We start from the raw sequence: 22890 nt of genomic DNA, 5'->3' as shown, positions 1-22890 counted from the left end.
ATGCTGCCTGCTTTTCAATCACCCGCCCAGCGCGAGGACTTTGTTGCTGGTTTGCCAAAAGCGGAATTGCATTTGCATATTGAAGGCTCGCTCGAGCCGGAACTGATGTTTGCACTGGCCCAGCGAAACGCCATTGATATTCCCTTTGCCTCGGTCGAGGAAGTCCGCGCGGCCTATGCTTTTTCCAATCTCCAGGATTTTCTGGATATCTATTATCAGGGTATGAGCGTGCTGCGCACCGAGCAGGATTTCCATGATCTGACCATGGCCTATTTCCAGCGCGTTCACCGGGATCAGGTCCGCCACGCGGAGATATTTTTTGATCCGCAGGGGCATACCGAACGGGGCGTGTCATTCGATACTGCGATTTCCGGCACCCTCCGTGCGATGGACGATGCAAAAAGCGATCTGGGGATCAGCTCGCACCTGATCATGTGTTTCCTGCGCCATCTCAGCGAGGAAGATGCTTTTGCAACGCTGGAACAAGCGGAACCGTGGCTGGATCGCATTCTGGGCGTCGGACTTGATTCCTCCGAACTTGGCCATCCGCCATCCAAATTTGTGAACGTGTTCGCCAGGGCAAGGGACAAAGGGCTAAAATGCGTGGCCCATGCCGGGGAGGAAGGGCCGCCAGCCTATGTCCGGGAAGCCCTGGACTCATTGAAAATCGATCGCCTCGACCACGGCAACCGGTCGCTGGAAGATGGTGAACTGGTCAAACGCCTGGCGGAGGAAGGAATGACACTGACGGTCTGTCCGCTGTCCAATCTGGCACTGTGTGTGGTCGATGACCTTCGGCAGCACCCCTTGAAAAAGATGCTCGATGCGGGACTCAGAGCGACCATCAATTCGGACGACCCCTCCTATTTTGGCGGCTATATGAATGACAATTTTCTGCGGACTGCCGAGGCGCTGGACCTGACAGCTGATGAAATTGTGACACTTGCCAAAAATGGTTTCTCCGGATCCTTTGAGGATGCCGAATTTCAAACCCGCGCGCTTGGCGCCATCGACCAGTATGCCGCGGAATTCTTCAAGGTCTGATCCCAAGAAGAAGGCCGCCCCGTTTCCGGTGCGGCCTTTTCAAGCGCTACAGAAAGAGCTTAGTCTTCCTTGGTTTCGTAATATTGCGGTGCTGCGATATTCAGGATTTCCAGAATTTTCGCCAGCGCTGTCGGCTCGTCGGTTTCTTCCATGGCCGCCAGTTCGCGGGCCAGCCGGCTCGAGGCCGCTTCGAAAATCTGCCGCTCGGAATAGCTCTGCTCCGGCTGATCATCGGCGCGGAACAGGTCGCGGGTCACTTCGGCGATGGAAACCAGATCACCGGAATTGATTTTTGCTTCATATTCCTGCGCCCGGCGCGACCACATGGAACGCTTGACCTTGGGCTTGTCTTTCAGCGTTTCGAGCGCTTCCTTGAGCGTCTTGTCGGAGGACAGCTTGCGCATCCCCACACCTTCAGCCTTGTTCATCGGTACGCGGAGCGTCATCCGCTCTTTTTCAAACCGGAGAACATAAAGCTCCAGTTGCATGCCCGCAATTTCTTCATTTTGAAGTTCAACAACCCGGCCCACACCATGTTTCGGGTATACTACATAATCGCCCACATCAAAGGACAGCGTATTGGCAGCCATTAATCAGCCTTTCTCACTTTTGGGAAAGAAGGATAGATTCGTTCAAATTTTTGCAAAACCCCGACGAAAAACCCTTCCGTACATATACTTAACGACCGAACATCTTCCCCCTCAGTCAGGTGTCCAGCCGCTTACCAACACGGATGTTAACAGATTCGTCACCAAAATGCAATTTTGGTTGCAATGCACAACTTTTGCTTATCCCTGGGGAGGCGAAGACGAGCGATCCCAACATCCGTTCGTGGCGAGCCTGTCGAACCATGATATGGGTGACCCGTCATCCTTCGGCAAGCTCAGGATGGGCGGATGTTTGGAATAGCGGAGAGGTTTTGAGTCTTTATTTGACCTCAAGCGCCGGGCGCGGGCATCCGCCCGCTTGGCTTTCCTCGCATAAGCTCGGTCGCGCAGTCGCGCTTGCCTCGCTGCGCTCGGTATGGTGAACTGTCGAAAGGCCGCTTTTCCGAGCGCAGCGAGGCAAGGCCGACCGGCCGCCGCGCCTTATGGCGCGTAGCCAAGGCGACGGATGTCGCCGCCCGGCGCTTGAGGTTTAAATAAAAAACTCCCGACTCCTACCGCCGGAAACTCCCTTAATCCCCTTCGCCGGGATTTTCGGAGAAATGGGCTTCGAACTTGCCCTCGACGCCCTTGAAATCGTCGGCATCGGCCGGCGGTTCGCGGCTTACCGTAATATTGGGCCAGCTTTCGGAATATTTGGTATTCACTTCCAGCCATTTTTCAAGACCGTCTTCAGTATCAGGCAAAATCGCTTCTGCCGGACATTCGGGCTCGCAAACGCCGCAGTCGATGCACTCGCTGGGATTGATCACCAGCATGTTTTCGCCTTCATAGAAACAGTCGACCGGACAGACCTCTACGCAATCCATATATTTGCACTTGATACATGCGTCGGTCACAACATAGGTCATCGGGTCGTCCACTCCATCTACAAAGTCCACCGCTTTACGGCAGTAGTGTCTTGCTATTGCCCAAAATCTTTTTGGTCAACAGTTGGTTTGCCGCCTATTTCTTTGATCAGTTTAATCGACCCGGCTCCAGCCGTTCGAAGCAGGAATTCGCGGCAGCAGGCGGGCCACGCCGATCAGGCAATTTCGAAATCCGGACAACATGAACCTCGCGTCCTTGCGGAATAGTCAGGATATCTCCGGCGCGGACGCTGGTATGGGCCCGTTCCACACGCCGGCCGTTCAATCTTACATGTCCCTTGACCGACAGCCGCTTTGCCATCGTGCGATTGCGGACAAATCGCAAAAACCAGAGCAGCTTGTCTATCCGGATCACTTCGGAACCCGGCTCGGGTGTTTTTGCTGCTCTGCTCGCTGTTTTTGCTTTCAATGCCGCATCCTATTTTTTCATCGCGTCTTTCAGGGCTTCCAGCTCTGCAAATGCGCCACCTGCCTTTGCCAGAACCGGTTCGGCCTTGCGGGGAGTATTTTTCTGCCGCTTTGGCGGTTTTCCGGATTTTCGGGAGCCGCGTCCATCCGGCTTTCGCTGCGGTTTGCGACCCATGCCTTGCCAGCGCCACCAAACGGGAGGAGCCTGATCTGTTTCTTTGGTATCGTCCGCCGCTGGTGCCGCGGCTTCTTCGGTCACCGGCGCTTCCGCCGCTGGTTCCGGATCGGTGGCTGGTTTTGCCGGCGCCGGATCGCTTGCTACTTCTTCAGGTTTTTCGGTGGGTGGTGCGGGGGGTTCGTCGGACTTCACAAATCCCGCCAGTTCCAGCAGAGCGGCATGGACTTCCGGTGACAGCCCCAGCGAGGTGGCCAGGGCCGGGTCTACGGCAAAAACCGGTCCCGCCTGCCGCGCTTCATGCGCCTGCTTGATCAGCCGTTCCGCCATGTCGACACGGACATGCTCCCGTCCGACTGGCCTGAAGCCTGACCGGCTGGCATGTTCGGCATCTGCGAATTTCCATTCCTTGAGGTGGACTGCGTTGTCGTCCGGCAAATTTGCCATCGGTTCTTCGCGCAAGGCCGCGAACAGGGCCGAGCGCCAGAGAACCGCGCCGGGCTTCATCAGCGCATGGTGGAAAATATCCAGCGCGCCAAACACCAGTCCGGCCCGCCGCGCCACACCGCGCATGTCATTGTCGAGCGCCCGGACCGCCTGATCGACCTGCCGCCGGGGAATAATCCCTCCTGCTTCAACAATCTGTGTGAACAGGGCTCGAACCGAGGGGGGTGTGGATTCATCTCCGGCCAGCGCCTGAATCCGGATCAGCCCCTCCAGATGCCGGGACATCATGGACTCCAGCCAGGCCTGGACCCGGGTCTCGACCTTTTTGGCGTTTTCCGGAGACAATTCCTTGACCGCCGGATCATATTTCACTTCTGGCGTCAGCAGGCTCTTGCCTTTGGCCAGAACGGCGAGCCGGTCATCCACCCACATGATCGCCGGTTGCCCGGAAGCATCCGCAACCAGCGACAATACGCTGTCCGGTGCCTTCGCAAGTGCATCTGCCTTTTCGGTCATAATTCGTCCCAGATATTTCTCTGCCGCCGCGAGCATCATCTTGCGGTCTTCTCTCCGGCTATCTGATGGGACGACAAATTGAAAGCCCCTCAGCGTGCCAATCTCCAGTCCTTCGACCATGATTGCGCCGTCCGGTTCGATGGCTACGTCCTGTTCATAGGCCGTCTTGCCCAGTCCCCGCATCAAGACCCGCGTGCGCTTGTCTACAAATCGCTGGGTCAGCTGACTGTGCATGGCGTCGCTGAGTTTGCGCTCCAGATCACGGGTGCGTTCGACCATCACGGACGGCTGTTCGACCCAGCGGGACTTCTGGGCGATATAGCTCCATGTGCGCGCGGCAGCGATCCGGGCGGCGAGCGTCGCGATATCGCCCTGGACATTTTCCAGCCGGGAAATTTCCTGGGCCATCCGGGCATGGGGTATGCGACCCGACCCTTGTGCCAGCCAGGGCCAGAGCGAAGCAACAAAGCGGGACTGATGATCGGCGCCAATCTTGCGAAAATCGGGAATGGAGGACGCTTCCCACAGGAGCCGCACCTGTTCGCGACCATGAGCCAGATCCCGAACTTCTGGATCGACAGCCAGTCGTTTGAGAATGGCCAGATCAATCGCCTCCGGCGACGGTTGCAGAAGCCGTTCGGATGGCCGGGTTTCGAGAGATGCCACCAGAGAGTCGATACTGGTGCAATCCGGATCAGCCTCTCTCCAGTATAACCAGTCCAGAATGGGGAAATCATGTTCCTCCAGCCGCGCAATTTCCTCCGGCTCCAGTTCGCCGGATGACATGGCTCCGGTCAGTAACCCAAAGCTTCCATCCTTCTGATGCCGTCCGGCGCGCCCCGCGATCTGGCCGATCTCGGACAGGGTCAGTCGCCGCCGGCGCCGCCCGTCAAATTTGGTCAGCGATGCAAAGGCGACATGGCTGACATCGAGATTCAGGCCCATGCCGATGGCATCCGTCGCCACCAGATAGTCCACCTCGCCTTCCTGGTACATTTTCACCTGGGCGTTGCGGGTCTGTGGTGACAACGATCCCATCACAATGGCCGCTCCGCCATGTTGCCGGCGCAGCATTTCCGCGATCGAATAGACATCTTCAACCGAAAAGGCGACAATGGCCGAGCGGCGCGGCAGACGGGACAGTTTTCGCGGACCGGCATAGCTGAGCGTGGAGAAACGCGGCCGGGTAATGATCTCGGCATCCGGCAGCAGCGCCCGGATCAGCGGACGCAGGCTTTCCGATCCGAGGATCATGGTTTCGTCCCGGCCCCGCGCATGCAGGATCCGGTCGGTGAACACATGCCCGCGCTCGGGATTGATCCCCAGCTGGGCCTCGTCAATCGCGACGAAACCGAATTCGCGATCGACCGGCATCGCTTCGGCAGTACACAGGAACCATCGGGCATCGCGCGGAATGATTTTTTCCTCGCCGGTGACCAGCGCAACCCGGCCCTCGCCTTTCATCGCCACGACCCGGTCATAGACTTCCCGCGCCAGCAGACGCAGCGGAAAACCGATCATTCCGGACGAGTGGGCACACATGCGCTCCACTGCGAGATGCGTTTTGCCGGTATTGGTGGGACCCAGAACAGCGGTAACAGACGAACGGGATTGCAGGGACATCGGACGCAGATGATCGCAACATGGCATGTCAGGCAAGAGAATTTTTGCGGAATCTCCAGATTTCCCGCCGATTCGGACCGGATATCGGTGATTTTACACGTTTCACCGCGCGGAACACAAATGGCCCCACATCTTAATTTGACATTAACTCTATTCCTACACAGAGGTTGGAACAGAAATGGGCCGGTTTCCCGAACGTTTGAGGGACCACCGATCCGGTTTAGGGGTGCGCTTGTTCAAGAGTAACGACATGTTTGCCAACCAGGGAAATGGCGCTGCCACTGCAGGCCTGCAGTCGGCGTCCGTTGTCGTGGAAAACCCCCTTGGCGAAAAATTTCCTTTTGGCGAGAAATTCGGCGAATGGTTCGACCACTGGCGTGACGAACTGGCCGATGTCGAATGGGTGCCTGATCTCGGCCGGGACATTGGCAGCATGGTCTGGTTCCGCGGACTCGGCACGCTGGTTCTGTTGTGCAGTGTCGCCATTTCCTGCCTCCCCGACTTCGGGCCGATCGCAGGACATCAGAACGCACCATTGATCGGATCGCAGGCTGACCAGGCGCGGTCCCAGATGATCGCGCCCCTCGCCTATGGTTCGGATACCGGGATCAGCATGGCAGCAACAGATGCTGTCCGGCCGCTGGCCGAAAGTCCGGAACGTCCTTCGATCGAATTGGTCGCCACACTCGGCCGCGGTGACAGTTTGCGGCGCGTCCTGCAACGCGCGGGGGTTGCCGGAAATGAAGCCGGCGAAGTCACCGATCTGATCGCAGAAGCCGTTTCTGTCAGAGACATCAAGCCCGGCACCAAAATTGACGTAACACTCGGTCGGCGGCAGGATCGCAATCAGCCGCGCCCGCTCGACCAGCTGGCATTCCGGGCCCGCTTTGATCTCAATCTGGAGGTCCTGCGCCAGGACGGAAAACTGAAACTGCAACGCAAGCCGATCCTTGTCGATGATACGCCGCTGCGTATTCGCGGCGTTGTCGGATCGAGCCTTTATCGCTCCGCGCGGGCCGCCGGTGCACCTGCCGGTGCGGTCCAGAAATATCTGCAGGTGATCGGCAAGAAACTGTCGGTCTCCCGGGATATTCGCGCGACAGACGAATTTGACATCATCCTCTCCTATCGCCGGGCTGAAACCGGTGAGGTCGAAGTGGGCGATCTGGTTTATGCCGGGCTCGAACGGGACAGCAAGCCCAAGGCCCAGATGATGAAATGGAACAGCGGCGGCCGCAACAACTGGTTCGAGGCTTCCGGTGTTGGCCAGTCCAGCGGACAGCTGGTCCGCCCCACCAATGGTCGCCGGACATCCGGATATGGCATGCGCCGGCATCCGATCCTGCGCTACAAGCGCATGCACAGCGGCATCGATTTTGGCGGCGGCTATGGTGCTCCCATCTATGCCGTGACGGACGGGACCGTGACATTTGCGGGTCGCAAGGGTGGCTTTGGCAAGTTCGTCAAGATCAAGCATAGCGGCGGACTTGCATCAGGCTATGCACATATGAGCCGCATTGCCGTGAGCAATGGCCGCCGGGTTCGTCAGGGCCAGATTATCGGCTATATCGGTTCGACCGGCCTGTCGACCGGACCGCATCTGCATTACGAGCTGTACCGCAACGGGCGGACGATCAATCCCAACTCGGTCAAATTTGTCCAGCGTGCGAAACTGGGCGGACGCGAGCTGCGCCGCTTCAAGGGTGAACTTGAGCGCCTGAAGAATGTCGAGCCCGGCGCCGCCCTTGGTGCGCTGAAAAGCGCTTCGCGGCGCCCCGCCGAAAACCGCGAAATCAGCCGCCTGAACAAGCCGCTGAACAGCTAGGGCTGGCCGTCCTGTCTGGACCGGGCCACGCAAATCTGCAGCGCGTCCATCATCTTCTTTTCTGGTGGTTGCGCCAGTTCCTGCATATCCGTGAGCCGGGCCAGCACCTCGCCCGAGGAACATTCACAAACCGGACGGACCACCTCCTCCGGGGCACCTGAATTTCCAGCTTCCTTCACACAATTGCTGACGAAGCTTTGTGTCCAGCCGGTCCTGAATCCCTGATCCAGACTGCGGCTGAATTCTGATGGCTCGACCGATTCCACTGGACGAGCAACATTGGGCCCGGTGTCGGTGGCATTTTCTTCCGCTAAAACGTCCGCGTCGCTTTCTGCGGAGCTCTCCTTGGCCGCGTCGCTGCATGCAGACAACAGGCAAATCGAAGCCATGGTGGCTACCAGTATCTTTTTCATTTTTGCAAATTCTCCGTTGGCGACCACGGATTGCGTCCGATCATAACATCATTACCGGCAAAATGGCTAACAGTTATTGAGAAGATTCAGGAGGTTCGCTAAGGCATGTCGATGACTTCCGGCACTCCTGCATATCCAAGAACCCGACTGCGCCGTTCCCGGACGACGGCGTGGAGCCGTGCCATGGTACGGGAAAACCGGCTCGCAGCATCGGATCTGATCTGGCCGCTGTTCATCACCGAAGGCAATAGTCATTCCGAGCCGATCGACTCGCTGCCGGGTGTCAGTCGCTGGTCCGTTGATCTGATCGTGGAGCGGGCACGAGAAGCGGTGGATCTCGGAATCCCCTGCCTTGCCCTCTTTCCCAATACCCAGGCTTACCGGCGCAGCGCTGATGCGGCCGAGGCCCTCAATCCCGACAATCTGATGTGTCGCGCGATCCGGGTCGTCAAGGATGCGCTGGGAGACAAGATCGGAATTCTGACCGACGTAGCACTGGACCCCTATACCAGCCATGGTCAGGACGGTCTGATTGATGACCACGGTTATGTCGAAAATGACCGCACGCTCGACATGCTCACAAAGCAGGCACTGAACCAGGCCAATGCGGGCGCCGACATCATCGCACCGTCCGACATGATGGATGGCCGGGTGGCCGCGATCCGCGACACACTGGAGCTGGCCAGCCACCACAATGTCCAGATCATGGCCTATTCCGCCAAATATGCCAGTGCCTTTTACGGACCGTTTCGGGACGCAGTGGGCTCCAGTGGTGCGCTCAAGGGCGACAAGAAAACCTATCAGATGGACCCCGCCAATGGCGACGAAGCCATGCGCGAAATAGCCATGGATATTGCCGAAGGGGCAGACAGCGTGATGGTCAAGCCCGGCCTCGCCTATCTGGACATCATCTTCCGGGCGAAACAGCGCTTTGACGTGCCCGTTTACGCCTATCAGGTGTCTGGAGAATATGCGCTGGTCAAGACCGGAGCCGCCGCAGGGGTGGGTGATCATGACGCCCTGATGATGGAGAAACTGGTCGCGTTCAAACGGGCTGGCTGTTCGGGCATACTCACCTATTTTGCCGCCGACGCCGCAAAGCTGCTGCAGCAATAATGGTCTCCCGGCTGGAAACCGACCGGCTGGTCCTGCGCGAGTGGCGCGACGAAGATCGCCCGGCTTTTGCGGCGATGAACACTGATCCGGAAGTCATGCGCTATTTTCCAGCGCTGCTGACAGAAGAACAAAGTAACGCACTTGTGGATCGCATCACCGGGCATTTTCTGGAACACGGGTTCGGCCTTTGGGCACTCGAAGAAAAGGAGAGCGGTGAATTTTTCGGTTTTACCGGATTTCAGACATGCCCGCCCCATTATCCGCTTACCGGGGAGCTGGAGATTGGCTGGCGACTGGCGCGCACCCATTGGCGGCGCGGCCTGGCTTTTGAAGCTGCGTCGGCCTGCCTTGACTGGATCTGGGCCAACTCCGAATGGCCGCGTATTGTTTCCTTCACGGCCGAGATCAACGAACCCAGCTGGCGCCTTATGGCAAAACTTGGGTTGGAGATTCGCCCGGAACTTGCTTTCGATCACCCGGCGCTTAAAGAAAACAGTCCGCTTCGCCGCCATGTCGTATACGCAAAGGACCGCCCGCAATGAAAGATGTGACCATCCTGCCGTTCAACGGCAAAACACCGAAAATTCACAACAGCGCCTTTATCGCCCCCGGGTGCAAGATTATCGGTGATGTGGAAATCGGACCCGAATCCAGCGTCTGGTATAATTGCGTGATCCGCGCCGACGTGAATTTCATCCGGATTGGGGCGCGCAGCAACATTCAGGACGGCACGACCATTCATTGCGACAGTGCGTCGCCTGCAACACCAAATGGCCACCCGACAATCATTGGCGACGATGTCCTGGTCGGGCACATGGTCATGCTGCACGGTGCCAAACTGGAAGACCGGGCCTTTGTCGGTCTGTCCACCACGGTCATGGACGGTTGCGTGATCGAGGGTGATGCGATGCTGGCGGCCGGCGCAACACTGACGCCGAACAAGCGGATCCCGAGCGGGCAACTTTGGGCCGGCTCGCCCGCCAAATATATGCGGGATCTGCCAGAGCCCGCGATTGCGGGCATGCGCATGGGAGTGGCGCATTATGTCGAGAATGCGAAGGCGCACAAGGCGGCAATCGAAGCTGCAGACAGCTGACAGCTGATCAGCGAAGCACCGCTTTCAGCTCGTCAATTTTCCGCTGCTGCATCTCAACCTGCTCCGCAACCTGTTTGCGGGACCGGTCAATCAGTGCCGCACCCCCCGGCGGATTATCCGAAAACTCGCTTTCCAGCCGCCGGAAATACAGGGCGTCAAGATCCGCCAGCGCCGAGACCGAAGGGCTGCGCCGGGTTTCGAGTGCCGAGAGCTGCATCTGGGCCACAACCCATGATTCGCTCGACGGTTCTGCATTACGACCCGCGGAAACAGAGCTCTCCACCGTTGAAAGATCAGCCAGAAAATTCCGGTGAGCGGCATCGCTTTGGCCAACTGCCGCATCGACCTCCCGCTGCAATTCGACCGGAAGCGAAGCCACGGCATCAATGTCGGGCGCTATTTGGGGGCCTTCGGCCGGAATGTCCTCAATCGCTCTTTTGGCAAGCGAAGGAAAACTGTCCTGTTGCATGGCACAGCCTGCAAACAGCAGCGAAGCCAGCGGGAGCAAAAGAGCGGACCTGTTCATCCCGGTCTTCATAAGGTGCGACGCGAGTGCCCGCAACGGCCAATGACGACGGCCGGGCTTTTGGCCAGAACCGATGTGAAAAATCGGCGAAAAATCGAGCCGTGCAGGTTGACAGCGCGCCCACCATCGGTTAGCTGCGCACTCTTTCCAGCGTGAGCCGAGAGACTCGCGTTTCTGTGCTCGTGCGCTGGAACCACAAGATTGAAACGGAAACAATGCCATGTTCGCAATAGTGCGCACCGGCGGTAAGCAATATCGCGTTACTGCTGGAGATATAATCGCTGTCGAAAAACTTGCCGGTGAAGCGGGTGATTCGGTGACTCTGGATGATGTTCTGCTGGCCGGTGACGGTGGCGAAATGAAAGACGTCAAGGGCCTGAAAGTCGCGGCGGAAATCGTTGCGCAGGAAAAGGGCGAGAAGGTCATCGTCTTCAAGAAACGCCGCCGGCACAATTATCGCCGCAAAAACGGCCATCGCCAGCAGCACACCGTGCTGAAGATCAATGCGATTGGCGGCAAGGCGCCGGCGAAAAAGGCCGCTGCGAAGAAGGAAGCTGCACCTGCCGCTGACAAGCCGGCTGCAGAGAAAAAGGCTGCTCCTGCGAAGAAAGCAACCGAGAAGAAGGCTCCGGCCAAAAAAGCTCCGGCGAAAAAGGCACCTGCCAAGAAAGCCGCAGCGAAAACCGAAGCCAAACCAGCTGCAGCCAAAAAGGCTTCGGCGAAAAAGCCAGCGGCCAAGAAAACCGCTGCCAAGAAGGAAGACTAAACCATGGCACATAAGAAAGCAGGCGGTTCCTCCCGCAACGGCCGTGATTCAGAAGGCCGCCGTCTTGGCGTAAAGAAATATGGCAGCGAAGCTGTTGTGGCCGGCAATATTATCGTGCGCCAGCGCGGCACAAAGACCCATCCGGGTCGCAATGTGGGTATGGGCAAGGACCACACTCTTTTTGCGCTCGTCGATGGCAAGGTGTCCTTCCACAAGGGCAAGCTCGGCCGCAAATATGTGTCGGTCGATGCCATGGCGGAAGCCGCCGAATAACCGGACAATCGATAACGGGTTGTCCTTCGAGGGATGACCCGGATGTTCCAGAAGGAACACCAGATTTCAGGGAGAGGGTCACCCCTCTCCCTTTTTTTGTCTCTCCCTGCCGAAAAGGTCACCGATTTGTCATCCCGCCCGGTTAATGGCGGGTCATCGAACGGGGACGATTGACATGGAATTTGGAGAGTCCCGATGTTTGCCAGAACCGAAAGACTGTTATTGCGGCCCGGCTGGCCGGAAGATGCACCCGCGCTGTATGACGCGATCAATGACGAAGCGATTGTCCGCAATCTGGGCCGGGCCCCCTGGCCCTATGCGGCAAAGGATGCGCGGGAATTTCTGAACCGGCCCCGTCCCGCCCACATCCCCGACTTTCTGATCTTCCGGCGCACGGCCGGAGCACCGCAACTGGTCGGTTCGATCGGAGTCAGCCCCGATGATGACGGGTCCCCGGAATTCGGCTACTGGATCTCGCGGCAACACTGGGGGCTGGGCTATGCAACGGAAGCGGGGCGCGCCGCAATGGAGGCGGCCTCATCCGTCGGCCTGTGTTCGCTGAAGGCCGCGCACTATGTCGACAACCCGGCTTCGGGCAAAGTATTGAAAAAACTGGGCTTCCGTCCGACCGGAGAGATAACCCGCCGCTTTGCAAAGGGGCGCGGGTGCAAGGTCGACGCGATCGAATATGAGGTCCGCCTGTGCGCGGATGACGACCAGGACGGCATGCGACAACTCGCGGCCTGAGGTTCAGGCGACTTTGGGCAGCTTTCCGGCGCGCCTGGGTTCCGGCATGTCGGAGACCGTTTCTTCGCCGCCATGTTGATCCATGACGGCAGCCTCATATTCGCTTTCGGCCAGCTGGACGAGATCGCGATCATCGATATTCCAGGGATGGAAGCCGGGCAGGAAGAACTGGAACCAGGTACCGATGGTCCGCCGGAAAGGTCCGGGAGACAGAAGCGCATAGCGGGCCAGGCCTGCCATCGCACGGGGGCCTGAAATGCCGTCCTGCCGCAGCAGGTCGAGCATGCCCCTGGCCCGATTCTTGGCAAATCCGACGGAAATACGCGCCATGAACACCGACTTTACCGTCCAGCGCTTCCAGCGGCTCCAGTCCCGGGTTTCATGCAGCCAGGTGTCATAGGCAACGCCCTTGTGCTCGATTTCCTCGGACGCATGCCACAGCCACATGTTCCGCTGGTCTTCGTCGGCTTCGGCAAAATAGGACGGATTCTTGATGAATTCCGCGGCAAGAATGGCGGTCATATGCTCGAGGCACATCGTCGCCGCGAGGTGATAGATGGGCGGCATTTCCCGAATGCCGTCCAGCACGCCGGCGAGCGTGGCTTCCAGCCGCGATATGTCATAGCCTGCGGCTTCGACATGACGGTTGAAAAAGGCATGCTCGCGGCTGTGAACCGCTTCCTGGCGAATGAAGGCGCCGATTTCATGCGCCAGTTTTTCCGGTGCATCCTTGCGATATTGCTTGAGGACCTCAATGAAGAAGGTTTCCCCTTTGGGAAATGTCACCGACAGCGCGTTGAAAAAGGCCGTCCCGTAGGGATCACCACCAGCCCAGTAGCGATTCTCCATCGGCGCACTGGCAAAATGCCGGTTACGCGACTGGATATTGAGGTCGTCCGGAGTCGCACTTCCTGCGACCGAGGCAGCCGGAACGGCGGAATCAGGGAGAGATGGAGCCTTGTCCATTAGTGTTGCGGTCCTCCAAAAGCGTTTAAACGCAAGAGATTACTGGTTAATCGATGTCTACAGGAGGAGAGTTAACAAAAAGCTGATGGCCAGCTGGAAAAGGGCAGAAAACCCGACCATTTTGGGTTTATCGGCGATTGATGCTGTCTGCCGGTACCCGGTTGTTGCTGTTTCGGCTCCTACCGGCGCCGATAGCGAAAATACCAGACTTCGTGCCCTTTTTGGCGGGCCTTTGCTTCATAGCGGGTTTCCGGCCAGCCGCCGGGCCGGATCATCCAGTCTTTGGGACTGGAGCAAAGCCAGTCAAATTCGCGGCGCCGGCTCATGATCATCATCGCCCATTCCAGATAGACCGGATGATCGGTCCCGAACCGAAATTCGCCACCTGGTTTCAGCTTGGCCGCAATCAGGTCAACCGGACCGTCATTCATGAATCGCCGTTTCGCATGCCGCGCCTTGGGCCATGGATCCGGATGGAGCAGATAAACGAAGCTCAGGCTGCCATCAGGGATACGTTCCAGCACATCGAGCGCATTGCCCATGTGCAGCCGGATATTGGGCAGCACGCCGTCGCGGATATGCTGCAAGGCTCCAACCATGCCATTGAGATAGGGTTCGCAACCGATAAAGCCATGATCGGGCAGCATGTCCGCACGCATTGCCATATGCTCTCCGGCGCCGAATCCGATTTCGAAATGCAGCGGCCGGTCGTCACCGAAAAGCGAGGCAGAAGTCACCGAACCTTCTTCCGGTACGCTGATCTGGGGCAGCAGCTTTTCGACCAGCTCGATCTGCGCGCCGCGCAAGGCATGCCCCTGGCGGCGGCCATAAAGGCGCCGAATCTGTGTCGGATCTGATCGCTTTTTACCGGTCATTGCGCGGCCCTAACACCGCTCGCTGAGCTTAGAAAGCCGCTTTCAGCTGGTCCACCAGATCGGTTTTTTCCCAGGTAAACAGATCACCCTCGGCAGTCCGGCCAAAATGCCCGTAAGCCGCAGTCGGACCATAGATCGGCTTGTTGAGGCCCAGATGGGTCCGGATACCCTTTGGCGTCAGGCGTACCAGTTTGGGCAGGACCTCTTCCAGTTTGGCTTCATCGACCGTACCGGTGCCATGCAGGTCGACATTGATCGACAGCGGCTCGGCTACGCCGATGGCATAGGAGAGCTGGATTGCGCAGCGTTTGGCGAGGCCGGCCGCGACGACATTCTTCGCCAGATACCGGGTGATATAGGCAGCCGACCGATCCACCTTGGTCGGATCCTTGCCCGAAAATGCGCCGCCGCCATGCGGGCTCGCGCCGCCATAGGTGTCGACAATGATCTTGCGTCCGGTCAGGCCGGCATCGCCGTCCGGACCGCCAATTTCGAAACGTCCGGTCGGGTTGACATGAATCACGGTGTTCTCCGTAATGAACCCTTCGGGCAGAACCGAGTGAAACACGCCCATCACATAGTCCCGCAATTCTTCGTAAAGTGCCGGATTGTCGCTGTCCTTGTAATATCCGGGGGCATGCTGGGTGGAGACAACCAGCGCCGTGGCTTCGACCGGCACTTCATTGACATAGCGCAGAGTCACCTGACTTTTGCTGTCCGGCTCCAGGAACGGCGCTTTTCCGCTATGCCTGTCTTCAGCCATCTGGCGCAGGATCTGGTGCGAATATTGTAACGTCGCCGGCATCAGATCCGGTGTCTCGTCACTGGCATAGCCGAACATGATGCCCTGATCACCGGCGCCTTCATCCTTGTTCCCGCTTTCGTCCACGCCCTGCGCGATATGGGCCGACTGGGGATGGAGATGATTTTCGAAGGTCAGCGTCTCCCAGTGGAAACCGTCCTGCTCATAGCCGATTTTGCGCACCGTATCACGCGCAGCCTTTTCGATTTCCTCCAGCGCACCTTCGGCCCAGTTGCCTTCGGTATCAATCATGCCCTGGCCCCGCACTTCGCCGGCGAGTACCACCCGGTCCGTCGTTGTCAGCGTCTCACATGCGACCCGCGCCTCCGGATCCTTTGACAGAAACAGATCAACAATCGCGTCGGAAATCTGGTCAGAAACCTTGTCCGGATGACCTTCGGAAACAGATTCGGACGTGAAGATAAATTCAGAGCGCATGGGGAAGATCCTGTGATTTTGCTGATGAGATATTCAGCGTTCAAGACATAAAGAAAGGTTTATATGCCCTTTAACGTCCTGCCCTGCGGATGGCAATGGCACAAATCAGCAAGAACAGAGCCAGTCCCAAAGCGAGAATATTGCCATGACGGGAAAACAGCGTTGGCCTGGCAGAGGATGGCAGAGGAGCATCGATTTTGCCGGCTACACCCATCGCCACCTGATGCTCAACAATACCATTGGCATTAATCACCGCGGAAATTCCGGTGGGTGTCGACCGGATCACTGGCAGACCTTCCTCAATCGCGCGCAACCGCGCTTGCGCGAGATGCTGCGGCGGGCCCCAGTCTCCAAACCAGGCATCATTGGAGGGATTGAAAATGAAATCCGGACGGCTGGACTGATCGACAACCCGGCCAGAGAAAATAATCTCGTAGCAGATCTGCAATCCCGCCTTGCCAAACTCCCCCAGATCCAGTGTCTGTGGCCCGGGACCCGGCCAAAAATCGAAATCGCCGGGAACCAGTCGGGACAACCCGATGGCGGTCAGCACCGGACGCATCGGCAGATATTCCCCGTAAGGTACAAGATGATTCTTGTCATAACGTCCGGTGAGTTCACCCGTCGCATCCATTGCAAATACGCTGTTGCGGGCGCCTATGGCCCGCTCACCGGCTTCGTCAAATTCCAGTTTCAGTCCACCCAGCAACAGCATGTCACCTGGTTTCATCAGACTGGCCAGTTGTTGCCGGACAAATTCGGGACGATGGCGATAATAGCGCCGGGGGTAGCCATCTTCGAGATAGTCGGGGATCGCCGCCTCCGGCCAGAACAGGAGCCGTGGACGATCATCTTCCCGGACGGTTAGCGACGCCAGCTTGCGCAGGTTTTCTGCTTCATATCCCGCCTGCCACTTGTCCTGCTGGCCAATATTCGGTTGCACGACAATGATGTCAGGCCGGTCAGCGGGCGGTCCTGGTGTATAGAACACACTGTCCTTTGTAATCACCGAAGGCACGGCAAGCACCAGTGCCGTCGGCAAGGCCAGTTTCCACTGGCTGCGGAAGGCGAGCAGGAGGGCAGCCGCTGCAATCACTGCGATGGCCGACAGACCGTAGCTGCCCACATATTTTGTCAGGAATGGCAACTGGCCCAGCGGCAGCAGGACACTGCCCAGCGGATTCCAGATAAACCCGCTGAACACCCAGCTGCGCAGCCATTCGGTGAAAATCCAGAATCCGGCAAATGCCAGCATCAGGGCCACCGGATGCTTTTTGCCCAGCCACCAGGCGCCCAGCGCTGTCAGCGCCGGATAGACCGCGAGGTAGAGGGACAGGGCAACCACCGCAAAATAGCCGAGCCACTCGGGCATCGCCGATTGATAGGTGAACGCCCGCGCAATCCAGTTGAGGCCGACCACAAAATGACCAACACCAAATAACCAGCCGGACAAGGCAGCGGTTCGTCGCGAATCCGCCTGAAGAACGACCGCCATCCAGAGGGCAAGGCACAGCAAGGTGACCGGCCACAGGTCAAGCGGGGCGAATCCTGTCGCGGACAGGCCGCCGGCCAACAGGGACAGCCAATAGGGTCGGCGTTGCAAAAGGGCACGAACGGAGGACACCGGCAGCTTGTGCCGCGTTCGCCCATCAGGTTCAAATGTTAAATGCACGCTGAGACAAAACTCGGAGATTGCGGACAGGATTTGATCATTGCCGCATTGGGGAATTTCCCGGTATAAGCACCCCATGTCTGTATTCTCCCTGATCGCGCTGGCGCTCGCGCAGCCGGCTGCTGCGAGCCCGGAAACACCCGCTGTGCCGGCTCCCCTGTCAGCGGAACAACGGCGGGACCTTTCCTGTGTGGCCATTTTGGCAATTGTCGCATCGGAACAGGAAACCGGCATCTCAACCGACCTGGATTATCCGCTGCTTGCGGACCGGGGCGCCGAATATGCCGGACTGACCGGAGTCCGGATCATGGCAGAGACCGGCAAAACCCAGGAACAGGTCCGCGAAGACATTCTGGCCGCGGTGGCCGCGCATCAGGCACGGGTCAAAGATACCGGAGCGCCCGCGGAACTTGTCCGGGATCAGATGGCCATTTGCCTGCCCCTGCTCGATGCCGTGGTTCCGCCGCGACCCAAACCCACACTGAACCAGTGCGCGGCAATGCTGCAGCTGGCCTATGAACAGGTCTATGCACGAGAGAAATTGTCCAGGACGGCGCAGGATCTCAAGACCCTCGCCTTTGTCCTCGACAGCCGGGCGCGGGAAAAACTCAAGGCCCAGGGATATAGCGGCAATGAAAGCGATATCATCCTGACCCGGGCCCGGGAAGAAATGCGCGCGCGCGACGAAAGCCGCAAGGGCCTGCGGGCAGCACCGGATCTCGACTATGACCATTGTTTCGCGCTTGCCGCGCCAGACCCGAAGGACAAGAAATATGAACACTGAATTGCGCCCCTTCCACCTCGCCTTTCCGGTTAACGATCTGGACGCGGCCCGCGCCTTTTACGGGGATCTGATGGGTTGCGCCGAAGGCCGGAGCAGTGACAGCTGGATCGATTTCGATCTGTTCGGACATCAGATCGTCACCCACCTGAATCCCGAAGGTCCTTCCGGAAGAATGACCAATCCCGTGGACGGAGAGAATGTGCCGGTGCCGCATTTTGGCGTCGTTCTGACCAGGACGGACTGGCAAAAGCTGGCCGACCGGCTGGCCGAGCAAAATGTGGATTTTGTCATTCCGCCAACCGTGCGTTTCAAAGGTGAAACAGGGGAGCAGGCCACGATGTTTTTTCAGGATCCAAGTGGCAATGCCCTCGAATTCAAGGCCTTTGCCGACGATAGCCAGCTTTTTGCGGTCTAGTTTGCGGGCGGTCTAGTTCGCCGTCTGACACTCCGCATCGGGATGGTCTTTCCGCCAGCGTTCGAGGGCTGCTTCCAGCTGTTGCTCTGCAATATCCCGGGCGGCATCCCGCTTGAGGCCCAGCGAACCGGACAACCGTTCTCCGATCAGCGCATCACCCAGAGCCATGAGGACCAGAGAAAGCGTATCTTCGTGCATTTCGCGATCTTCATGCCCGCCCTCGGCAATATCATCGACCAGTTCGTGAATCGCATCGACAATCGGATCCAGCGCATCTTCGTTGCCGGTCAACAGCATCCACGATGACAATGCACCCGCGCCTTGCTTGTCGAACGCATCAAAGGTCAGATCAACAATATCCCGTACCGATCCTTCTCCGGTTCGGGACTTGAGAACCGCCTGTGCAATCGATCCACAGACCTGGTCGGTCAGATATTGCGCCAGTGATTTCTGCAAGCCTGATGCGGATCCGAAATGATGCAGCAGATTCGCATGCGTCCGCCCGATACGCGAAGCGACAGCCTTGAGCGTTACCGCCTGCGGTCCGGCTTCAATCAGAAGGTCGCGCGCAGCGGCGAGTGCCATGCTGCGGCTTTCTTCGGGGGACAGACGTCTCTTCGCTATTGACATTTATGTAAGTAACCTTATTGTCATTGATGTAAATATGGATGCCTGTTGATCAGAATGGATAAGCCCGATCATGAATATGCATAGCAAAGTAAAAGCTCAACCGGAAACGATTGTCACACCAACACCCAAAGATCACAAGATCACACCGCGGGATCGCCGGTTTGGGCGGGAAGCCGGTCATCAGCCGGGCCGCTGGTGGCTGGGCGATGATCCCGTTGCAACATCATTCTACAACGCCCTGTCCCTGACATTTCCGCGCGGTGAGGCATTTTTTGTCGAGAGCGTCAAAGCCTTTCGCGACATGACACCCGAAAAGCTGCAGCAGGAAATCCGGGCCTTCGTCCAGCAGGAAGTCATTCACAGCCGTGAACATGTGGCGCTGAACCGACGGGTAGAACAAAGCGGATATGACACCAGCCGGATCGAACAGCGGATTACCGAGTCGCTGGAAATGACCAGGGGCCGTCCGCAAATCGCCAATCTCGCCGCAACCATGATACTGGAACATTTTACCGCGATCATGGCCCAGCAATTCATCGCCAATCCGCAGCATTTCGACAATGCCGACCCCGAAACCGCTGAATTGTGGCGCTGGCACGCGCTCGAGGAGATCGAGCACAAAGGTGTTGCCTATGATACCTGGCTCTATGCCACACGCGGCTGGAGCCGCTGGCAGCGCTGGAAAGTGAAATCATTGATGATGCTGATCATCACCCGCAATTTCTGGACGAATCGCTATCGGGATACGCTTGATCTTCTCGCACAGGATGGCTTTTCAGGCCCGAAAGTGAAGCTGAAACTGCTCTCGTTCCTGCTGTTCAGGCCGGGCGTGGCGCGCAAGATCATCGTTCCATGGATCAGGTTCTTCCTGCCGGGATTTCACCCGTGGAACGAAGATGACCGGCATCTGATTGATCTGGCGGAGAGCGCCTATGCGGCGGCAATCCGCGACCCGGCTCCGGCGGAAAACCGATAGCGCTGAATTTTCACGCTGTTTTTTCGATGCTCAGTGCGCAGCCTTGCTGCTGTCCACCTTTTCCACCCATTCCGGGAAAAAGCTCGGCTCACGGGTTGACCAGCCGGGCGCAGTCGCGGCGGCTTCGCTGATCGACTGCAACAGCCCCTTGCGGGTCTTCGGATGCAGGTGCGGCAGCGAGGCAGCGGCACAAAACGCGCCAGGCAGCCAGGGCCGGACTTCCGGCCCGAGCAGGCGCTCATAGAGAAAGCGGAAAGCGGGAAAACTGTTGATGCGGCCCTGCCCCAGGTCATAGGCAGCAAGCGAGATCAGCGCCGGCATGAACGCCTCGATCGTATCGATTGCGCAATCCTGTGGTACCGCCTTGCGAATATCTGCGATCCGCCGGTACAGTTTCATCTGGACCTTGATCCCGGCTTCTTCGACAGCATCACGAGACCAGGTTTCCACGGCATCTGCCCGGTCAAGACCAACGTCCAGCGACCGGCGAATATAGCGCTGGGTAGCGGAGCCAAAGCTCGCAAATTCTTTCATTTCGGCCAGTGTCATCGCACCGGGTATGGGTTTGGTCTCTTTGGTCATCGTCGGGACTCCCTGTCTGTTCCCACCGACTTCACTTGACCAAAACATGGTTATTATATCGTTAAGCATGGCGGGGAAAACGTGGGCAACTCCTCCCCAGCCCCGGCAGCACGGTGAAAATATCGCGCTGGCATTCGATTGTTTCGACCAACGGCAAGCATGTTTCGACCGGGTGCGATTCAGATAGAGACAATTGATACCATCTTATCCTAAGCTGAACCGGATATCTGATACTGGGCAACTCATGAAAAAATTCGACATCGGAAAACACAAGCCCTCGGTGGGCCAGCAGGTTGCGATCCTGTCGATACTCGGATTCTGGCTGTTTTACGTCATTGTCCTGACCATCCGCGCGACCATGGGCGACTGGCCCGCGCAGGGAGAAATGGCAATACGCCGCATGGTCGTGACCATTTTGGGAATCGGCCTGACCTATATTCTCTATCTGCTTCTCCGACTGTTCGAAGACCGGCCGCTTTCGACCCGCATCATCACAGCTTTTGCCGGTGCGATCCCCTGTTCGGTTGCGATCGCCGCGATCAATCATGTCGTGTTCAATGTCTATGATCCCGAAAGTCTCTTCGATGAAAAGAATATCGAGGAAATGCGCAAATATATGGAGCAGGAGAATTTCGCGCTCAAAAGCATTGCGGCCGATGCCATTTCCCGGTTTTTCTTCATTGTCAGCTGGGCTTCGCTCTATCTGACCCTGAGCTATGCTTCGGAAGTGCGGACGGTTGAACGCAAGGCGGCACGCTTTGCCCAGGCGGCCCAGGATGCCGAGCTGCGGTCGCTGCGCTACCAGGTCAATCCGCACTTTCTGTTCAATACCCTGAACAGCCTGAGCACGCTGGTCATGCGCAGCCAGCCAGCGGAAGCCGAGAAGATGATCCTGAACCTTTCACGTTTCTATCGAACCAGCCTGTCCGGTGACCCGCTGGAAGACGTTCCCCTGTCGGATGAGGTCCATCTGCAAAATCTCTATCTCGACATCGAGGCGGTGCGTTTTCCGAAACGGCTGAACACCAAAACCGACATTCCGGACGATCTGAAAGACGTTCTGGTTCCAGGTCTGATTCTTCAGCCGCTGGTCGAGAATGCCATCAAGCACGGGGTGGCACATTCCAAGCACCCGGTGACCATCACGATCAGTGCGCGCAGCGAAGGCGACTATCTCAAACTGACCGTGGCTGATGACGGGGATGCCAATCTGGCGGCACGGAAAACCCATGAAACCAGCGGCATTGGACTCGCCAATGTGCGCGATCGTCTGGACACGCGATTTGGTTCCGATGCTGCGCTGGTGATCACTCGTCCCGAATCCGGTGGTTTTGTTGCCGAACTGACCATGCCGCTGCTATTGGATATTTCGTCATGACAGAAGACGCTCCGAAACCGCTGGACACGCTGATCGTTGATGACGAGCCGCTCGCCATCGAACGGTTGCAGCTGCTGTGCGCCCGCCTGCCCGACATCAATCTTGTCGGGACGGCGAGCGACGGTGAAGCAGCGATCAGACTGGCCGAACAGTTGAAACCGGACCTGTTGCTGCTCGACATTGCCATGCCCGGCATGGACGGGCTGGAAGTCGCCAAAAGCCTGTCGGAAACCGGTCAGTCGCCGGCGATCATCTTTGTTACGGCCTTCGACAAATTTGCCGTCGAGGCATTTGGCGTGGCCGCCATCGACTATGTCCTGAAGCCGGTTGAGTCCGACCGCCTGTCACTCGCCGTTTCACGTGTGCGCGAACGCAAGGCCGTGACATCCGGTACCGCGGAAGAAGAGTCACCCTGGGCAGAAGAATTCTGGGTCCCGTACAAATCGGAATTGCGCCGCATCGCGGCCTCCGAAATCGATCGGGTGGAAGCGGAACGGGACTATATGCGGCTCCATGTCGGCAGTGCCAGCTACCTTCTGCACCAGACGATTTCCGGTCTCGAAGAACGATTGAACCCGGATGAATTCGTCCGGCTTCACCGGTCGCATCTGGTCCGCAAGGACTGGATCAGCGGCCTGCGCCATGATGGCGGCGGCATCTGGATGGCCTGCCTCAAATGCGGAACCGAGATCCGGATTGGACGCACCCATCTGGCGGAAGCGAAAAAGCTGGCTGGCCGCTAAACACGTAACCTTCCGGAGTCACGAACGGGCCAAAAAGGTTTGGGGCTCGACCCCTGTATTGTTTCTCCGATCGCAGACAAATAAAAACCCCGGTGTAAGGGCACCGGGGTTCTAGTTGGT

General features: G+C 58.0%; 25 protein-coding genes. 13 read left to right on the top strand and 12 right to left on the bottom strand.

Annotated elements, in window-relative coordinates:
- Entirely contained in the window at positions 1-1044 is a 1044-nt protein-coding gene (locus BUQ90_RS04965; protein ID WP_074204892.1) for an adenosine deaminase, read from the top strand.
- A 59-nt stretch (positions 1045-1103) separates the two neighbouring features.
- On the opposite strand, the gene BUQ90_RS04960 is transcribed toward BUQ90_RS04965, so the two are convergent.
- The 4 genes from BUQ90_RS04960 to BUQ90_RS04945 form a co-directional block, all read right to left on the bottom strand.
- Entirely contained in the window at positions 1104-1634 is a 531-nt protein-coding gene (locus BUQ90_RS04960) for a CarD family transcriptional regulator (protein ID WP_074203979.1), read from the bottom strand.
- 587 nt (positions 1635-2221) lie between these two features.
- Positions 2222-2560, bottom strand: a complete 339-nt coding sequence (gene fdxA, locus BUQ90_RS04955) for a ferredoxin FdxA (RefSeq protein WP_074203978.1) — start codon at positions 2558-2560, stop codon at positions 2222-2224.
- Positions 2561-2666: 106 nt separating this feature from the next.
- Positions 2667-2987 carry an RNA-binding S4 domain-containing protein gene (locus BUQ90_RS04950; protein ID WP_074203977.1) on the bottom strand — a complete coding sequence of 107 codons (321 nt, stop codon included), beginning with the start codon at positions 2985-2987 and terminating at the stop codon, positions 2667-2669.
- 9 nt (positions 2988-2996) lie between these two features.
- A complete protein-coding gene (locus BUQ90_RS04945) occupies positions 2997-5774 on the bottom strand; it encodes a helicase-related protein (protein ID WP_239447389.1) in 2778 nt (925 codons plus the stop codon).
- Positions 5775-5997: 223 nt separating this feature from the next.
- On the opposite strand from BUQ90_RS04945, the gene BUQ90_RS04935 reads away from it, so the two are divergent.
- Positions 5998-7572: a M23 family metallopeptidase gene (locus tag BUQ90_RS04935; protein WP_074203975.1), complete on the top strand. Its 1575-nt coding sequence runs from the start codon at positions 5998-6000 to the stop codon at positions 7570-7572.
- Here the strand turns inward: BUQ90_RS04935 and BUQ90_RS04930 are convergent.
- The gene (locus BUQ90_RS04930) at positions 7569-7985 is read right to left on the bottom strand and encodes a hypothetical protein (protein ID WP_074203974.1); all 417 of its coding nucleotides are present in this window, start codon (positions 7983-7985) and stop codon (positions 7569-7571) included. The genes BUQ90_RS04935 and BUQ90_RS04930 overlap by 4 nt on opposite strands.
- A gap of 111 nt (positions 7986-8096) precedes the next feature.
- Here BUQ90_RS04930 and hemB point away from each other — a divergent pair, with 111 nt between their 5' ends.
- From hemB to BUQ90_RS04915, 3 genes are read left to right on the top strand one after another with little or no spacing between them, the layout of a single operon-like run.
- Positions 8097-9101 (top strand): porphobilinogen synthase, encoded by a 1005-nt coding sequence (gene hemB / locus BUQ90_RS04925; RefSeq protein ID WP_074204890.1) that lies wholly within the window; start codon positions 8097-8099, stop codon positions 9099-9101.
- Positions 9101-9643, top strand: coding sequence for a GNAT family N-acetyltransferase (locus BUQ90_RS04920; RefSeq protein ID WP_074203973.1), 543 nt, complete (start codon positions 9101-9103; stop codon positions 9641-9643). The genes hemB and BUQ90_RS04920 overlap by 1 nt, the downstream gene beginning before the upstream one ends.
- On the top strand, positions 9640-10197 hold the full coding sequence (locus BUQ90_RS04915) for a gamma carbonic anhydrase family protein (protein ID WP_074203972.1): 558 nt from the start codon (positions 9640-9642) through the stop codon (positions 10195-10197). The genes BUQ90_RS04920 and BUQ90_RS04915 overlap by 4 nt, the downstream gene beginning before the upstream one ends.
- 7 nt (positions 10198-10204) lie before the next feature.
- Here the strand turns inward: BUQ90_RS04915 and BUQ90_RS04910 are convergent, their stop codons facing one another.
- Positions 10205-10723, bottom strand: a complete 519-nt coding sequence (locus BUQ90_RS04910; RefSeq protein ID WP_074203971.1) for a hypothetical protein — start codon at positions 10721-10723, stop codon at positions 10205-10207.
- A gap of 220 nt (positions 10724-10943) precedes the next feature.
- Between BUQ90_RS04910 and rplU the strand changes: the two genes are divergently transcribed.
- The 3 genes from rplU (at position 10944) to BUQ90_RS04895 (ending at position 12509) form a co-directional block, all read left to right on the top strand.
- Entirely contained in the window at positions 10944-11489 is a 546-nt protein-coding gene (gene rplU / locus BUQ90_RS04905; protein ID WP_074203970.1) for a 50S ribosomal protein L21, read from the top strand.
- Between the two features lie 3 nt (positions 11490-11492).
- Entirely contained in the window at positions 11493-11762 is a 270-nt protein-coding gene (rpmA, locus tag BUQ90_RS04900; protein ID WP_074203969.1) for a 50S ribosomal protein L27, read from the top strand.
- A 195-nt stretch (positions 11763-11957) separates the two neighbouring features.
- The gene (locus tag BUQ90_RS04895) at positions 11958-12509 is read left to right on the top strand and encodes a GNAT family N-acetyltransferase (RefSeq protein ID WP_074203968.1); all 552 of its coding nucleotides are present in this window, start codon (positions 11958-11960) and stop codon (positions 12507-12509) included.
- Positions 12510-12512: 3 nt separating this feature from the next.
- On the opposite strand, the gene BUQ90_RS04890 is transcribed toward BUQ90_RS04895, so the two are convergent.
- The 4 genes from BUQ90_RS04890 to lnt all read right to left on the bottom strand — a co-directional run bounded on the left by BUQ90_RS04890 (position 12513) and on the right by lnt (position 17214).
- The gene (locus BUQ90_RS04890; RefSeq protein ID WP_074203967.1) at positions 12513-13475 is read right to left on the bottom strand and encodes a metal-dependent hydrolase; all 963 of its coding nucleotides are present in this window, start codon (positions 13473-13475) and stop codon (positions 12513-12515) included.
- Between the two features lie 179 nt (positions 13476-13654).
- Positions 13655-14350: a tRNA (guanine(46)-N(7))-methyltransferase TrmB gene (trmB, locus tag BUQ90_RS04885; RefSeq protein WP_074203966.1), complete on the bottom strand. Its 696-nt coding sequence runs from the start codon at positions 14348-14350 to the stop codon at positions 13655-13657.
- 28 nt (positions 14351-14378) lie between these two features.
- Positions 14379-15590, bottom strand: a complete 1212-nt coding sequence (metK, locus tag BUQ90_RS04880; RefSeq protein ID WP_074203965.1) for a methionine adenosyltransferase — start codon at positions 15588-15590, stop codon at positions 14379-14381.
- 70 nt (positions 15591-15660) lie between these two features.
- Entirely contained in the window at positions 15661-17214 is a 1554-nt protein-coding gene (lnt, locus tag BUQ90_RS04875; protein ID WP_074204889.1) for an apolipoprotein N-acyltransferase, read from the bottom strand.
- 124 nt (positions 17215-17338) lie between these two features.
- Between lnt and BUQ90_RS04870 the strand changes: the two genes are divergently transcribed.
- Both BUQ90_RS04870 and BUQ90_RS04865 read left to right on the top strand, forming a co-directional pair.
- On the top strand, positions 17339-18046 hold the full coding sequence (locus BUQ90_RS04870) for a hypothetical protein (protein ID WP_074203964.1): 708 nt from the start codon (positions 17339-17341) through the stop codon (positions 18044-18046).
- Positions 18036-18461: a VOC family protein gene (locus tag BUQ90_RS04865; protein ID WP_074203963.1), complete on the top strand. Its 426-nt coding sequence runs from the start codon at positions 18036-18038 to the stop codon at positions 18459-18461. Before BUQ90_RS04870 ends, BUQ90_RS04865 begins: the two co-directional genes overlap by 11 nt.
- Positions 18462-18473: 12 nt before the next feature.
- On the opposite strand, the gene BUQ90_RS04860 is transcribed toward BUQ90_RS04865, so the two are convergent.
- On the bottom strand, positions 18474-19091 hold the full coding sequence (locus BUQ90_RS04860) for a TetR/AcrR family transcriptional regulator (protein ID WP_074203962.1): 618 nt from the start codon (positions 19089-19091) through the stop codon (positions 18474-18476).
- Positions 19092-19161: 70 nt separating this feature from the next.
- Here BUQ90_RS04860 and BUQ90_RS04855 point away from each other — a divergent pair, with 70 nt between their 5' ends.
- Positions 19162-20067, top strand: a complete 906-nt coding sequence (locus BUQ90_RS04855; RefSeq protein WP_084192490.1) for a metal-dependent hydrolase — start codon at positions 19162-19164, stop codon at positions 20065-20067.
- A gap of 30 nt (positions 20068-20097) precedes the next feature.
- Here BUQ90_RS04855 and BUQ90_RS04850 read toward each other — a convergent pair whose 3' ends face one another.
- Positions 20098-20649, bottom strand: a complete 552-nt coding sequence (locus BUQ90_RS04850; RefSeq protein WP_074203961.1) for a hypothetical protein — start codon at positions 20647-20649, stop codon at positions 20098-20100.
- Between the two features lie 244 nt (positions 20650-20893).
- Between BUQ90_RS04850 and BUQ90_RS04845 the strand changes: the two genes are divergently transcribed.
- Both BUQ90_RS04845 and BUQ90_RS04840 read left to right on the top strand, forming a co-directional pair.
- The gene (locus BUQ90_RS04845) at positions 20894-22027 is read left to right on the top strand and encodes a sensor histidine kinase (protein ID WP_074203960.1); all 1134 of its coding nucleotides are present in this window, start codon (positions 20894-20896) and stop codon (positions 22025-22027) included.
- Positions 22024-22770 carry a LytR/AlgR family response regulator transcription factor gene (locus tag BUQ90_RS04840; protein ID WP_074203959.1) on the top strand — a complete coding sequence of 249 codons (747 nt, stop codon included), beginning with the start codon at positions 22024-22026 and terminating at the stop codon, positions 22768-22770. The genes BUQ90_RS04845 and BUQ90_RS04840 overlap by 4 nt, the downstream gene beginning before the upstream one ends.
- Positions 22771-22890: the final 120 nt, after the last annotated feature.

Source organism: Parasphingorhabdus marina DSM 22363 (genome assembly GCF_900128895.1).
GTDB lineage: Bacteria > Pseudomonadota > Alphaproteobacteria > Sphingomonadales > Sphingomonadaceae > Parasphingorhabdus > Parasphingorhabdus marina.
The sequence above is the reverse complement of the archived record's forward strand: the minus strand, read 5'-3'. Positions and strand labels throughout refer to the sequence as shown.

Bases quoted from the DNA above. Each gene is read 5' to 3' on its own strand.
- BUQ90_RS04965 (WP_074204892.1), top strand. From the start codon at position 1: ATGCTGCCTGCTTTTCAATCACCCGCCCAGCGCGAGGACTTTGTTGCT.
- BUQ90_RS04960 (WP_074203979.1), bottom strand. From the start codon at position 1,634: ATGGCTGCCAATACGCTGTCCTTTGATGTGGGCGATTATGTAGTATAC.
- fdxA (WP_074203978.1), bottom strand. From the start codon at position 2,560: ATGACCTATGTTGTGACCGACGCATGTATCAAGTGCAAATATATGGAT.
- BUQ90_RS04945 (WP_239447389.1), bottom strand. From the start codon at position 5,774: ATGCCATGTTGCGATCATCTGCGTCCGATGTCCCTGCAATCCCGTTCG.
- BUQ90_RS04935 (WP_074203975.1), top strand. From the start codon at position 5,998: ATGTTTGCCAACCAGGGAAATGGCGCTGCCACTGCAGGCCTGCAGTCG.
- BUQ90_RS04930 (WP_074203974.1), bottom strand. From the start codon at position 7,985: ATGAAAAAGATACTGGTAGCCACCATGGCTTCGATTTGCCTGTTGTCT.
- hemB (WP_074204890.1), top strand. From the start codon at position 8,097: ATGACTTCCGGCACTCCTGCATATCCAAGAACCCGACTGCGCCGTTCC.
- BUQ90_RS04920 (WP_074203973.1), top strand. From the start codon at position 9,101: ATGGTCTCCCGGCTGGAAACCGACCGGCTGGTCCTGCGCGAGTGGCGC.
- BUQ90_RS04915 (WP_074203972.1), top strand. From the start codon at position 9,640: ATGAAAGATGTGACCATCCTGCCGTTCAACGGCAAAACACCGAAAATT.
- BUQ90_RS04910 (WP_074203971.1), bottom strand. From the start codon at position 10,723: ATGAACAGGTCCGCTCTTTTGCTCCCGCTGGCTTCGCTGCTGTTTGCA.
- rplU (WP_074203970.1), top strand. From the start codon at position 10,944: ATGTTCGCAATAGTGCGCACCGGCGGTAAGCAATATCGCGTTACTGCT.
- rpmA (WP_074203969.1), top strand. From the start codon at position 11,493: ATGGCACATAAGAAAGCAGGCGGTTCCTCCCGCAACGGCCGTGATTCA.
- BUQ90_RS04895 (WP_074203968.1), top strand. From the start codon at position 11,958: ATGTTTGCCAGAACCGAAAGACTGTTATTGCGGCCCGGCTGGCCGGAA.
- BUQ90_RS04890 (WP_074203967.1), bottom strand. From the start codon at position 13,475: ATGGACAAGGCTCCATCTCTCCCTGATTCCGCCGTTCCGGCTGCCTCG.
- trmB (WP_074203966.1), bottom strand. From the start codon at position 14,350: ATGACCGGTAAAAAGCGATCAGATCCGACACAGATTCGGCGCCTTTAT.
- metK (WP_074203965.1), bottom strand. From the start codon at position 15,590: ATGCGCTCTGAATTTATCTTCACGTCCGAATCTGTTTCCGAAGGTCAT.
- BUQ90_RS04870 (WP_074203964.1), top strand. From the start codon at position 17,339: ATGTCTGTATTCTCCCTGATCGCGCTGGCGCTCGCGCAGCCGGCTGCT.
- BUQ90_RS04865 (WP_074203963.1), top strand. From the start codon at position 18,036: ATGAACACTGAATTGCGCCCCTTCCACCTCGCCTTTCCGGTTAACGAT.
- BUQ90_RS04860 (WP_074203962.1), bottom strand. From the start codon at position 19,091: ATGTCAATAGCGAAGAGACGTCTGTCCCCCGAAGAAAGCCGCAGCATG.
- BUQ90_RS04855 (WP_084192490.1), top strand. From the start codon at position 19,162: ATGAATATGCATAGCAAAGTAAAAGCTCAACCGGAAACGATTGTCACA.
- BUQ90_RS04850 (WP_074203961.1), bottom strand. From the start codon at position 20,649: ATGACCAAAGAGACCAAACCCATACCCGGTGCGATGACACTGGCCGAA.
- BUQ90_RS04845 (WP_074203960.1), top strand. From the start codon at position 20,894: ATGAAAAAATTCGACATCGGAAAACACAAGCCCTCGGTGGGCCAGCAG.
- BUQ90_RS04840 (WP_074203959.1), top strand. From the start codon at position 22,024: ATGACAGAAGACGCTCCGAAACCGCTGGACACGCTGATCGTTGATGAC.